The following is a 13,329-nucleotide window of genomic DNA, read 5'->3' as shown; positions in this document are numbered from 1 at the left end:
CGGCTGCGGCTGCGGCTTAGAAGATTGAAATCGGCTTCACAATATCGGCGTAGATCAACATGGCGCTCATGGCCCCCAGCAGCACGACGACAACGAGCGTCAGCGGAATAAACTTTGCAGCGTCGAAGGGCCCGGGGTCGGGCTTGCCGAAGAGCTTGGCGAAGAAGCGGCGAACTCCCTCGAAGAGCGCGCCGGCGACATGGCCACCGTCGAGCGGCATCAGCGGCACGAGGTTGAACACGAAGAGTGCAATGTTGAGCGAGCCGATGAGGCCGACTAGAGACGCCACTTTGTCTGCCACGGGGGCAGTATCGAGGCTGGTGATCTCTCCCGCGATGCGCCCAACACCTACGACGCTGATCGGGCCGTTGGGGTCGCGCTCGTCAGGACCAAAAGCCGCATTGGCGACGTCGATCATGCGCTGGGGCAGATTGAGGATCACGTTGGCGACCGATACGACGTTGTCGCCGACCGCGGGTAAGACGGCGGTCACGGGCTGCTGCACCGTCTCGAGTGCGGAACCTATGCCTAAGAAGCCATACTCTTCCGTCTGGGCTACGCCATTGGCATCCTCGACGATCTGGCCGCGATCGTCGTAGACGTAGCGCTCGGTGAGCAGGGGTTCAGCAACGAGAGAAACCTCAGCACCATCGCGCTCCACGACGATGTTCAGGTCGTCACCCGCGGCAGCGCGGATAAACTCGGTCGCCTCGGCCCACGAAGAGACTTCCTGGCCGTCCATAGACACCAGACGGTCGCCGGGCATGATTCCCGCCGCAAAACCCGGAGCTTCGGGGTCCGCGCTCTCGCAGGCTTGGCGTTCGGAGGTGGCAGGAAGCACGCACTCGGAGACACTTCCGACGGTCGTCGAAGCCTGGGCCACACCGAAACCCATGAAGAGAATCGCGAACATCACGATAGCGATCAGCAAGTTCATGACCGGCCCACCGAGCATGATGATGACGCGCTTCAGCACCGGAAGTTTGTAGAACGCACGAGCTTCATCGACATCGACCAGAGTGTCGGCGCTGGCGCTCCGAGCATCCTGCACGAGGGCTTGAAACACTCCGGTGGTCGCTGTGCGGCTTGCGCCCTCGGCCTTTCCGGGAGGGAACATGCCCGCCATCGAGATATAGCCGCCGAGCGGAATCGCTTTGACGCCATACTCGGTCTCCCCTCGCTTGCGCGAGAAGATCGTCGGCCCGAAACCAATCATGTATTGGCTTACACGCACACCAAAGAGCTTGGCGGGTAGCAAGTGACCGATTTCATGCAGGCCAATAGACACAGCAAGCCCGACGAGAACGACGAGGATACCGAGAATGTACAAGAGCACGTTTTCCACTCGCTAAGAATAGCCACGAGCACCGACGGTCACCTGTACCGGTGCTGTGCAAGCGGTAGAACAACCCCACACTGGGGGCGGACGACCCGTTCAGTTGCGCTGGTTTTAAACGGATCTAAGAACGAGAAGCGACGACACCGTCAGCGGTGCGTCGCGCCCACGACTCAGCTTCGGCGAGAGCATCCAGAGTCAGCTCGGTTGCTTCGTGGCTCTGCACGACCTGCTCCACAACATCCAAGATGTCGAGGTAGCCGATTGCACCCGCATGGAACGCAAGCACAGCCTGCTCGTTGGCGGCGTTGAACACCGCGGGATAGGTGAGGCCCGCAGTACCAACCGCTTTTGCCATCTCTACCGCGGGGAACACCTCGTTGTCGAGGGGTTCGAAGTTCCAGGTACTTGCCGTTGTCCAGTCAAGCGGTGCGCCGACGCCCGCGACTCGGTTGGGCCAGTCGAGGCCGAGCGAAATCGGCAACCGCATGTTCGGGGGGCTCGCCTGCGCGATCGTCGAACCGTCAACGAACTCCACCATCGAATGCACGATCGACTGCGGATGCACCGTCACCGCAATGCGGTCGTAGGGCACGTCGAACAGTAAGTGCGCCTCGATCACTTCGAGGCCCTTATTCACGAGCGTCGACGAGTTGGTGGTGATTACGAGACCCATATCCCACGTGGGATGAGCGAGCGCTTCGCGCGGAGTCACGTCACGCAGGGAATCACGCGTACGACCACGGAACGGCCCCCCGGACGCCGTGAGCACCAAGCGGCGCACCTCCGAGTGTTCGCCCGAGCGCAGCGCCTGGGCGATCGCCGAGTGCTCCGAGTCAACGGAAACGATTTGCCCGGGCTTCGCTCGCGATGTCACAAGTTCGCCGCCGACGATGAGGCTTTCTTTGTTGGCGAGAGCGAGCGTTGCGCCCGATTCGAGTGCTGCGAGCGTCGGCCCCAGGCCTACAGAACCGGTGATCCCATTCACCACCACATCGGCAGGGACATCCCGCACTAACTGTGCTGCCTGTTCAGCACCCAACGCGATGTGCTTCACACCAAAGCGTGCCGCCTGTTCTTCGACAAGCGTGCGATTGGTGCCAGCCGCCAGACCGACGACCTCGAAACGATCACGGTTCGCCTCGATTACCTCGAGGGTTTGCGTGCCTACCGAGCCCGTCGATCCGAGCAAAATTACTGTGCGCATGCCGCTACTTTAGTTGGCTCGTGCGCCAGAAATAGACGATGAGCGCAGATTAGCCAAGGCCCAGAATGTCGACGACGAAGACGATGGTATCGGTGCCGCCAATGCCTGCGCCCTCGTTACCGGCTTCGCCATAGCCTTCGCTCGGGGGCAGTACCGCGATGATTTGCGAACCGACCTGCTGGCCCTCGAGCGCGGCTTTGAAGCCGGGTACTACTTGCCCGGTGTTGAACGTCGACGGCTCTCCGCGAGCCCAGCTTTCGTCAAAGATCTCACCGGTGGTCCAGTTCATTCCCACGTAGTGAACGACGACATCCGAATTCTCTTCTACCGTCTCGCCAGCACCCTGCTTGAGAACAGCGACAGAAAGATCTGCGGGCGGATCGGTGTCAGGGATCGTGATGGTCGGGCGGCCGTCGTCATCCAGCTCGACTGCGGGGAAGCCATCTTCAGCAGGCTGGTCTTCACCATCGGCACGCGGAAGAGCAGGTTCAGCAGGCTCGTCAACAGAGACAACATCGACGATGAAGATAATGTCGTCGTCTGCTCCGACACCCAGCTGCTCGCGAGCAGCATCATCGGCAAAGGATTCTTCAGGCGGGATGACGCCCACTACGCGCGTACCAGCGGTCGAACACTCGATCGTCTTGACGATACCGACCAAAAATTGCTCTGCATCGACGGGGAACGGGGTAAGCCCGGTCTCGTCGTAGGTTGTAGCGGAAAGCTCTTCGCCTGTCGCTCCGCTAAACAGCGTGAACTGCACGTTAGCGGTGGCCGCTTCGACAGCAACAATGTCGCCATCGCCCGCAATCGCAACAGAGCGCTCAGTTTCAGACACATCCGTCGGGAAATCGATCGTGACCTCAGGCTTAACCCCAAAGTCACCACTAACTTCGACACCTTCAGACGCCGAACCGGATGCGGTCGGCGTGCAATCGCCGGAGTTCTCAGCAGTCGTCGAGCCGGCGGGAGAACACGCGGCAAGAGACGCCACAACGCCGATGGTCAACAGAAACGGAATCGCTTTACGCACAAGAACCCTTCACAGCAAGAACACGGAGCACCAATCCTCGCGCACTCTGGCTGTGCGTAGCGTGTGGAATCGCCGACGGTCCTACTCTGCGGCCGGCTCGACGACGATTCGTGGCTGGTGAAGTACGGGAAAGTTCACGGATGCCGCGATAAAGCACTTGCTGCTGGCTTCTGCGTGAGCATCCAGAGCATCGTCCACGCTGCCCGCCGAGATAGTCACGACGGGACGCAACGTGACAGATGTGAAGTGGCCCCCGCCGTTGTCGGTCTGCTTCATCGTGCCCGAGACCTCATCGTGGTAGGCCGTGACCACAATCCCACGGCTCACAGCGACGTGCAGGTAACTCAACATGTGACACTGACTCAGTGCGGCGATCAACAGCTCTTCGGGGTTCCACCGATCTGCCGCCCCGTGAAATACCCGGGCGCTCGAGCCATCGATCGGATGCTTGCCTACGGCCGTGATCTCATTGTGCCGTGAATAGCCACGGTAGTTCGTGGTGCCTTCACCAAGATTTCCGGACCATTCAAGGCGTACCTCAAAGTTATGGTCGATGTTCATTAGAACCTCCATCTCGGCCTGCGGGGCCAGCATCGGAGACCGCGGCAAAGCGATCACGCAGAACGTCTCGAGGTTTCACCGTAGCGGTGCAGGCTGAGAGGCGTCGCGCCAGTTGCACACCGTTTCACCATTCGCGCGATCTCGATGAGCCGAGCGCTATAACGTAGGAGAGTGAATTCAGCATCGACAGCGTCACCCCTCGCCCTCACTGTCAACGACACCACCCAGCTGGCGGTGCTCGAGCGGTCAGGAATGATCGAGTCTCGGCATCTCGGCGCAGCGGTTGTCCTCTCCCCCGACGGCACAGAACTCCGCCGACTGGGCAACCCGGAAGCCTTGATCTACCCACGGTCGACCCTCAAGCCGATGCAAGCCATCACGGTACTGCGCGCAGGCGTAACGTTGACTGACGAACAACTCGTTTTGGCCAGCGCAAGCCACACCGGCAGCCAGCGCCATCAAGATGTCGTCGCTTCCACGCTCGCCGCCTACGGCCTGACTGAAGACGACCTTCGTTGCCCGCCTGATTGGCCCGCCGACTCCGCCACGCGCCGAGCCGCACACGCTCCGCGTCGACTCGCTATGAACTGCTCGGGTAAACACGCGAGTTTCTTAGCCGCTTGTGTCGTCAATGACTGGCCGCTCGAGAGCTACCTCGATCACGAGCATCCGCTGCAGGAACGCATCAGAAGCACCATCGTGGAGTTTACGGGCCAGCCTCTCGCTCACGAGGGAACGGATGGATGCGGAGCTCCCGTTTTCGCGATGAGTCTTGTGTCTCTCGCCACCGCCATTCAACACATCGTCATGGCGACCGACGAGCGAGACACGAATGCACACGCCCTCGTAAGCGCTATTCGCGGCAATGCGTGGGGGCTCGATATGCCTCAGGTCGCTGAAGCGATGGACACGCTCGGAATTATCGCGAAACGTGGCGCCGAGGGGGTACTGATCGCCGCGGCGCCTGACGGCACCACCGTCACCTTGAAGGTTCTCGACGGCTCCATCCGGCCGTTGCTGCCCGTGGGACTCTCGCTTTTGGCCGAAGCCGGCGCACTCGATGCGGATGCCGTCGCGGGCGTACTGAAGTCAACCACCGAGCAAGTACTCGGCCGCGGTTTCCCGGTCGGAGAGCTTCGCTTCGAACTGGACTAGCCACGGTCTCCGCCGCGCTAGTCGGTGTGAATTAACACACTCGTCCCCGCTGGCTGTGCTCAAAGCGCAGCTAACGGGGACGAGCAATAATCGAGTTAGCCCTTGCCCGTTATGCGACGGAACTCAGCGTTGAACGACTGATCATCCGTCGTGTTGAGAGTGCGGAATGTGCTCGCGCGAGACATCGCTGTGGCATTGGGGAAGGTGAACTGGTTCGAGGCCAGTTTCGGGAAGTTTTCGATCGCATACTCGAGAGTTCCATCGACCGGGCTGACACAGCGGATCCATTCCACGACCTCGGTTGCGACCGCGGGGTCGTAGTAGAAGTTCAGAAGTTTCTCGGCGTTCGCTTTGTGCTGAGCACCCGCCGGAATTACGAGAGAGTCGGTGAAAAATGTGCCGCGCGAACCCGGGAGCAAGAATTTGAACTTCTCGTAGCCCGCTTGGGCGTTGAGCACGGCAATATCGCCGGCCCGCGCAAACCCAGCGAGCGCTTCGCCAGACTTGAGCTTGTCGATGTAGTCGCTGCCGTAGACCCCGAGAATGTGCCGTGAGGCAAGGTGATCTTCGAGAACAGCGCTAGCCTTCTTGAACTCGTCGATCCCCCAACCTTCGTCGGAAATATCGACGCCCTGGGCGAGCAGCAGCATTCCCATCGTGTGCCGCATTTCGGCGAGGACAACTACCTTGCCTTTGAGCTCTTCGTTCCACAATTGCTCGACCGAGACGAGACCCTTCGGGTACTCGTCGGTATTCCACGCCAGCCCGATGAATCCACTCTGCCAGGGCAGGGAGTACTCGCGGTTGGGGTCAAAGTCGGGGCTACTCAGGGACTTCGTTAGGTTCTTCTTATTCGGGATATTCGCGTCGTCGAACTTTTGCGCGTAGCCGAAACGGATCAGTCGAGCCGCCATCCAGTCGCTGACACAGATGATGTCGGCGCCCGTGGGCTGCCCTAGAGAGAGCTGATCTTTCATCGTCAGATAGAAACCGACGTTGTCTTTAACAATCGGGTTGTACTCGACGCTGATCCCGGTTTCGCCTGTGAAAGCTTTGAGCGTGGACGAGTGGCCGCTCAAGTCCTCGTCGATGTACGACGGCCAGCTAGCCCACACGAGCGAACTGTCGCTCTCTGAAATATCGGTACCGTCTGACCCCGCCGGCGCAGCACATGCGGCAAGCGCAAGGGCGGACATACCGACGCCAGCCCCTTGCAGCAGTCGCCTGCGGCTGAGTTGAGATTGCTTCGCTTGCAGCATCAGCTGCTGGATCGCATGATCCTGCGGAAGTGCTCTCGTCACGTTTTCTCCTTCGCCCCCACCAGTTACACCGATGGTAGTGAGCGCAGTTCGGGTTGTTGTAGCCCCAGTTAGGAGGGGCTTTGCGCGCTTCACAATAATTCCATGGATGAGGAGCCATTTTGTGCAAAAAATGTGCCCAATTCGGGTACCCCCAAGGGAGTTACTCATGGCATCGAATTAGCGCAATGGGGCGGCGGAACTCTTCGACACGTGATGTGCGGTTGGAAGCTGCACCCGGTCGACGGGCACCCCGTTATTCACTCGCCAGAATTCGCGAGCACCGGGGGTAAACGGCGGCGGAAGCTCTCGCGTTCGCGCAAGCTGACGGAAATCGCTGAGGCTACAGGCATCGAACAGGACGGTGGCATGATTCTGTAGCGACTGGATAGCACCCCACCGAGACTGCCAATCATCGACCGAACCGATGAGCGCCACTGGCCCGCGCCCGCCACCGGCACTAACCAGAAGCTCGCGTTCGGCACCCAGCGGCCCCTCAACCAGCCGCACCGACCATCCGGCAGCCTCGCACGCCGCGGCAGCGACGGCGGGCCGAGAACTCACGACGGCCAACCCGTCACCCCGGGCAACCGTTGCTACTGCGGCACGGTCGGCCACGGGCAAATAACGATCGCTCTGAGCAACCTGCACGCGCGCCCCCTGCCACAGGCCGCCCCCGTGCGGTAGAGCATCGTTGTAGTCCTCGCCGTGTCCTCCAGAAAGTACGAAGTCACTTTTGGTGGCAAACCTCAGCCGAAGCGTCTGGGGAAACAGTTGCGTGAGCGGTTGCACTGCGGCGGTAATTCTCTGGGCTGTTGCAACGATAACGATGCCGCACGCCGCACCTTCCCGGAGGATGCGCGACATCCGTTCGAGTACGACAGGGCGGTATTCCTCATCGAATCGCGCTACCGTCGCGTCAAGGTCATCGATAATAACGAGCACCGCCGGCTGTGCCTCCCGCTTCTCCGCAACCTCATCGAGACGCGTGTACAGCTGGGTGATGCCATCCCACACGGTTGCAGGATCGGTTCCCACGATCTGAACCGCGGTAGACGCCGCCTGCGCAAGAGTGTTGAGCACGGTACTTTTACCGCTCGATGAAGCCCCCAAGACCAGGAGATGGCCATCGGCTGAGGGCGACCACTGCGCTACTCCCTGGCGCTGCTCATCCGGAACATCGGTCATCCCGAAAACAACGGCGTCATTGGGGCGTTTATCGCCGCGCTCGTGACCACACGTTGCTTCATGCTCGAGCACAGTCGAGAGCGAAATGTGTTCGGAGAGCGGCTCGCACCACGGCCGCCGGGGTCTGCTGCTAGCGGACCATCGCTCAGCAACCGCGCGGATATCGTCGGAACCGACTAACGCGAACTGCGCGAGTTCCGCCGACGACGAACCATGGGCGACCCAGGCTCGACCTTTGAGTTGAGCGGGCAGCTCAGCCGCTTTGTCGTTACCGATGACTGCGGAGCTATCGGCACCGTTGTTGACCCGTAGCGATAGTCGCAGGTCAGCGTTGGCAAGCAGTGAATCCCGCACCACGCCTGATGGGCGCTGAGTACACAGGATGAGGTGCACTCCGAGCGAACGACCGCGCGCGGCAATATCGCTGAAAAGAGTGTGCAGTTGGGGGTAATCCCCCATCATCGCCGCGAATTCGTCCACCACAATCACTAGTCGCGGCACGCTCGAGAGGTCTGAAATATCCCGCACTTGTGCCTGCGCAAGCGCACGCTCGCGGTGCCTCAACTCCGCTCGGAGGCTAGAAAAAGCGCGGGCGGCGGTACTAGCGTCAAGGTCTGTAATGATGCCCACAGTGTGCGGAAGCTGAGCGAGCGATGCGAATGCCGATCCGCCTTTGAAGTCGACGAGCAGAAATGTGACGTCTTCGGGAGCTGTCTCGGCCGCCATCGCAAGCACCCAGGCAATCAGCAGTTCACTTTTGCCACTCCCTGTCGTGCCTCCGACGATCGCATGAGGCCCGTCGACTACGAGATCAAGCATCACCGGGCGTGCACTGCCCATTGCTGGGCTCGCCGAGAGTGAGCGGCGGCGCGTCTCGCGGGAATACTGCGCGTCGTTCACCACTCGCGTCACATCGGAGAATTTCACAGAATCGGGCACATCGCTGAGCGCCGATGCCAGACCATCCCGCGCCGCAATATCGCGTGCGACTCGCACCCATTCCAGTGCTTGTTCTCGGCCGAGAAACGATGGCTCAAAATCGCGGCGTTGATGGCGGTCAGGATGTCGCACCACCGCGACGCCGTTCCCGCGAGCTCGAATCACGATCCGGTGCCCGCTGGGAGCCTGTTGTTCCTCGGTTACCACTGTGATGGTCACCCCCGGGTTTGATTCACCCAATCGTCCCCAATGAACGCTGGCGATGTCCTCTCGCACGGTGGCGGGATCAAACGCGCGCGCAGCACTCTCCTTTTCTCTCAGTTGGCGATGTGGGAGCGCTTCTGCCCAGGCTTCGGAGAGGAAAGCGCCTCCAAATCTCACCCAACTCGCGGTAGGGGCAAGGGTTCGAGCCAGTTGAATAGCCAGTGCTCGCGCCAGTGCGAGAGCCATGAGTCGGTTGCCAAAAATGACGATCCCTAAGCGGGCGTTGACGGCGATAGGCGCTCGATCGAGGTATTCCGCTTGTGTCGTGAGACTGCGATACATGTCTTCCACTTCAGGCGGCTGCGCATCCTGAGCACCGGTACGGTCGATCGCCACAGTGCTTCGAACGAGGCCGTACCCCAAGTGGACAGGGAGGGAGTCGGCTGGTTCGCCCATCCAGCGCGCCGCATCAGTGTGGGCGTCCTTGACGAGCATTATCGCGGAGGGCGTCTTCTCGGCAAGCTCAAGAAGTTCCCGGCGATGGAACGCCTGAATACTGCCGAGTGTCGACTCCGAATCGACCGCGAACCGTGAGCGCTCGGCCTTCCGCAGCGACCGCGCTGATACCCGCGAGTCGATGTAACTGCCCGTAGCAGCTAACGGACCGAGGGCCGCGAATATGAGCGCGAAAGTAGACCCGGTAATGAGCCAGATCGCTACGGACGCGACTACCGGCACGGTCGCCGCGACCACCGGAAATTTGAATGGCGCTGGCCGTTGTGGAGGCGCAGGAAGGGCAACACGAGGGCCAGAAGCGGGAGTATCGTTCACACCCTCACTTCATCAGTGATGGTGCTTCTGGTTGCCCGTGCGGCACCAACAGTGCGTCCGCTGTCTCTCCTCCGATCTGTGGAGGAACAGACTCTTGCTCCGGGACTAGCTAACGATAAAGAACTGTTCCCCGATCTCGACTCGAGTACCGCGGACGACTCGGTAGCGCTTGCCTGGCTCGCACCGCTTCGGCTCAGCGCCCGGCTCGCGGACGATCGTGCCGTTGCCCGAGTAACGATCGCTGATCCAGAACACTCCGCTCATCTGCCCGAACTCAAGATGGGTCTTCGAGACCGACTTGCTGGGGTCAGTAATGGGCACGACGATGTCGAACTTTTCGGAAGGCTCGGGGGTGGGGTTTCGACCGATCAGACCATTTCCCGTGACGATGACGCTATCCCCCGTGCTGAACTGCAGCACAAACCGCGTCCCGGTAACACTGCGCTCAACGATGCGAGTGTCCTCAATGTCGACGTCATCAGCGCCCAAAGCGGCCAACGGAGTCGGCGGCGAGATAGGAAGCTCCACGCGTTGATTCGATTTGGGCGGTGGCGCGAGCACCGAGAATCCCGGCACACTCGACGCGCTTGAGTCGCTTGAGTCGCTTGAGTCGCTTGAGTCGCTTGAGTCGCTTGAGTCGCTTGAGTCGCTCGAGTCGCTTGAGTCGCTTGAGTCGCTCGAGTCGCTTGACTCGCGTGCCGATGAGGCCTCTGCTGAGGTCTCGACTGACGCGCCCGGCCCGCTTTCCATAGCGTGAGGCCCTGCCCAATAGACCTGGCTTTCAGCGTGTGCATTCGTGGCGGGATCCACAGCCTCGTCATTTCCAGGCTCGATCAGCGGAATTGCTTCTTCTGGCTCACCAGATTCAGTATCTTGAACAGCCATAGGCATGTCGTCGACGTCAAAGCCGGCTGCGGAGTCCGCGTCAAAGTCAGCAATGAAGCCATCGGCAGGGCTCTCCACGTCGGGCGCCACGAGCTCTGGCTCAGCATCTGCCGGAATGGCATCGATGTTGAGAAGGAGCCGGGACTCTGCCCGATTCGCATCGCTTTCATCGTGCTCTGCCTCGTTTGCGTCCAAGGCAGCGGAAGACAAAGGTTCCACGCTCGTGTCTGCGCGATGGTCGGGAGCGACGACCGGCTCGCTCACCGCTGGAGCGCCATGGGGGAACGGATCGAGAGCTGCGGGTGCAGGTGCGGCCGCAGGTGCGTTACGGGAACTCGGGCCGACTCCGTGCCTGACAAACCCGCACGAGCCACAGAAGATGTCAGAATCCGACAGGGCATCTCCACACTGCCGGCATGTTTCCTCCGTCACATTGACTGTTTCTGCCGACGCAGCGACTGATTCTCTTTCGTGCGCTGCAACCGTTGGGCTAAGTTCGATCGTCTGGGCCGCGAGGATCGCCGAGCGCGGTTGAGTTTTGTGTCCAGTCGGTTCGGCATCAGCTGCAGCCGGATCCGGATCCTCCGGTGTTGGCGGAGCGGGCCTGTCTTCGACGCGTTCAGAAGCGACCGGGGCGAAGGCCGATGCACGAAGGCGATCGGCAGCGGTGAAGACTGTTTCTTCTCCCGGCGAGCGCACGGGCGCAAGACGACGGGGTCCCGTCTCAGCGACGGTGGTGTCCGGCCTGCCAAGCCGGCTGAGGTCGGGTTCGAACGCAGAGCGTTGCAATGGCTCAGGCTCGACGAGTGGTTCTGGCGCGGTCGCTTCCTCTCGAGCCGGGTGGATGTCGTCGCCATCACGCTCTGCTTCAGCCCTCTGCTCCTCAGCTTCGGCCGCTTCGACTGCAGCTCTAGCCTCCGCTTCGACGGCAGCTGCCGCTCGGACTGCTTCGACTGCTTCCGCCTCGGCTTGGGCTTCGGCTTCGGCTTGGGCTTGGGCTTGGGCTTGGGCTTGGGCTTCGGCTTCCGCTTCCGCTTCCGCTTCCGCTTCCGCTTCCGCTTCCGCTTCCGCTTCCGCTTCCGCTTGGGCTTGGGCTTGGGCTTCCGCTTCCGCTTCCGCTTCCGCTCGGGCTTCGGTCTCGGCTTCAGCTCGGGCCGCTTCTGCTGCCGCTTCAGCGCGCCCCGCCTCCGCCTCCGCTTCTGCTTCTGCTTCAGCAACCGCCTCGGCTTCTACACGGGCTGCGTCAGCTGCCGCTTCAGCCTCGGCTTCCGTGCGCCCTTCGCCCTGGCTAGCGTCGCTGGCGGCATCGAAAGCGTCATCAAGAGCCTCGTCGGCGACTTCATCTGTCAGCACTTCCTCAATGGAAGCTGCCTCGGTGTACTCGATCTGCTGATCTGGGGACTCCGCTTGCGTCGCGATCACCGGTTCGGAATCTAGAACAGACTCATCAGCGGCACTGGGCACCTCGGGTTCAGCTTCGCGTTCCGACTCGGTCGCGACCTCAGGAGAAAGCTCCGCTTCCGCCACGATGGCCTCATCGGCAGGCGGTTGTTCCTCCACTGGCAGAGCCAGACCCGCTAGCGCTGATTCGACCACTGGCTCACCTTCTGGCTCTACTTCTGGTTCTACCTCTGACTCAAATGCTGGATCTGCCTCTGGTGCGGGCTCGGATTCCAACTGAGCGCTCTGTCGGGCATCCGTCGAATCCTCGATGAGGCCTTGCGGATGCTGCTCGTCGCTGACGAACGACGACGCAAGCACGCGCTCCTGCTGACGATTGCCGAGTTCCTCCGCGTGCGTTTGCTCTGCGGCGGCTTCGACGTCAACGCGCGTCGGCGGCAACCCGACCTCGTCTGGCGCAGCACTCGCGAGCCCTGAGCTCACGGAGATGTTCCGGTCAAAGGTCAACGCTTGAGGATTCGCAACCTCGTCATACGGGCCGTCCTCATCAAACGGGAGCACCTCGTCATAGGGGCCGTCTTCGTCGAAGGGCATCAGTTCCTCGGGGGCGTCGTCGATCTCGTCGTGCGAGGAACGAGAACCGTTGGCCGCTAGCGGCGCAGACTCGGCAGAGCGTTCAGACTGATTCTCTGCGACATCCACACCGGCACCAGCAGCCCCGCCGGCAGTGGCGCTGGCACTGACACTGGGCGCAACACTGATATTTGCGGCATGAGAAAGAACCAGAGGTTCACCCAAACGGAGAGTGCGAGCACCTTCAGCCAACACATCAGGATGTTCGACAAGAGCCTGTTGCAGCGCTGCGGGGAGGTCGTCTGGAGTCTCGTCCAGGCCGTCGTCAGTGTCCGCATCCGCGGTGACATCGTCGCGTTCGTCAGCCTGCGAACTGACAGAAGCATCAGAGTGGTGCTCCGCAACAGTGGCTTCAGTCGCCGCTTCCTCACTTGCGGCAACGATTTCCGCTGATGACGCGGCCGCGATCCCGGGCGCCGATCCCGCTTCGACGACCGACGCATCCGAAGACGGCACGGGTGCGGAGTGATTCGAGTCACGCGCACGGCGGCGACGAGATCCCGCGGGCGCCTCTGCTTTTTTACTCGCAGAGCGTTCGCCCACCATCGCAAGCTCGGGAGCAGACTCAGGAGTTAATGCGCCCCTGCGGGCACGGCGAGACATCGCAGGTCGGCCGCATTCGGCACAGTAGACGGCGTCGGCGGGCAGTTGCGTCGCG

General features: G+C 61.4%; 8 protein-coding genes. 1 reads left to right on the top strand and 7 read right to left on the bottom strand.

Annotated elements, in window-relative coordinates; genetic code table 11:
* Nucleotides 1–16 precede the first annotated feature (16 nt).
* The 4 genes from I6E58_RS13425 to I6E58_RS13410 all read right to left on the bottom strand — a co-directional run bounded on the left by I6E58_RS13425 (nucleotide 17) and on the right by I6E58_RS13410 (nucleotide 4,137).
* Nucleotides 17–1,345 carry an RIP metalloprotease gene (locus I6E58_RS13425; protein WP_197134630.1) on the bottom strand — a complete coding sequence of 443 codons (1,329 nt, stop codon included), beginning with the start codon at nucleotides 1,343–1,345 and terminating at the stop codon, nucleotides 17–19.
* 115 nt (nucleotides 1,346–1,460) lie between these two features.
* Nucleotides 1,461–2,543 (bottom strand): 1-deoxy-D-xylulose-5-phosphate reductoisomerase, encoded by a 1,083-nt coding sequence (locus I6E58_RS13420; RefSeq protein WP_197134628.1) that lies wholly within the window; start codon nucleotides 2,541–2,543, stop codon nucleotides 1,461–1,463.
* Nucleotides 2,544–2,592: 49 nt separating this feature from the next.
* The gene (locus I6E58_RS13415) at nucleotides 2,593–3,576 is read right to left on the bottom strand and encodes an FKBP-type peptidyl-prolyl cis-trans isomerase (RefSeq protein WP_129071073.1); all 984 of its coding nucleotides are present in this window, start codon (nucleotides 3,574–3,576) and stop codon (nucleotides 2,593–2,595) included.
* An 81-nt stretch (nucleotides 3,577–3,657) separates the two neighbouring features.
* On the bottom strand, nucleotides 3,658–4,137 hold the full coding sequence (locus I6E58_RS13410) for an OsmC family protein (RefSeq protein WP_197134626.1): 480 nt from the start codon (nucleotides 4,135–4,137) through the stop codon (nucleotides 3,658–3,660).
* Between the two features lie 171 nt (nucleotides 4,138–4,308).
* Here I6E58_RS13410 and I6E58_RS13405 point away from each other — a divergent pair, with 171 nt between their 5' ends.
* Nucleotides 4,309–5,292 carry an asparaginase gene (locus I6E58_RS13405; protein WP_197134624.1) on the top strand — a complete coding sequence of 328 codons (984 nt, stop codon included), beginning with the start codon at nucleotides 4,309–4,311 and terminating at the stop codon, nucleotides 5,290–5,292.
* A gap of 95 nt (nucleotides 5,293–5,387) precedes the next feature.
* Here I6E58_RS13405 and I6E58_RS13400 read toward each other — a convergent pair whose 3' ends face one another.
* The 3 genes from I6E58_RS13400 to I6E58_RS14495 form a co-directional block, all read right to left on the bottom strand.
* On the bottom strand, nucleotides 5,388–6,593 hold the full coding sequence (locus tag I6E58_RS13400) for a PotD/PotF family extracellular solute-binding protein (RefSeq protein WP_197134622.1): 1,206 nt from the start codon (nucleotides 6,591–6,593) through the stop codon (nucleotides 5,388–5,390).
* 177 nt (nucleotides 6,594–6,770) lie between these two features.
* Nucleotides 6,771–9,752, bottom strand: coding sequence for an FtsK/SpoIIIE domain-containing protein (locus tag I6E58_RS14240; protein ID WP_197134620.1), 2,982 nt, complete (start codon nucleotides 9,750–9,752; stop codon nucleotides 6,771–6,773).
* A gap of 105 nt (nucleotides 9,753–9,857) precedes the next feature.
* Nucleotides 9,858–13,127 (bottom strand): FHA domain-containing protein, encoded by a 3,270-nt coding sequence (locus I6E58_RS14495; protein WP_197134618.1) that lies wholly within the window; start codon nucleotides 13,125–13,127, stop codon nucleotides 9,858–9,860.
* Nucleotides 13,128–13,329 lie beyond the last annotated feature (202 nt).

The sequence above is a fragment of the Salinibacterium sp. SWN1162 genome, assembly GCF_015864675.1.
Taxonomy (GTDB): Bacteria; Actinomycetota; Actinomycetes; order Actinomycetales; family Microbacteriaceae; genus Rhodoglobus.
Note: the sequence above shows the minus strand (reverse complement) of the source record. Positions and strands in the feature narration are given on the sequence as shown.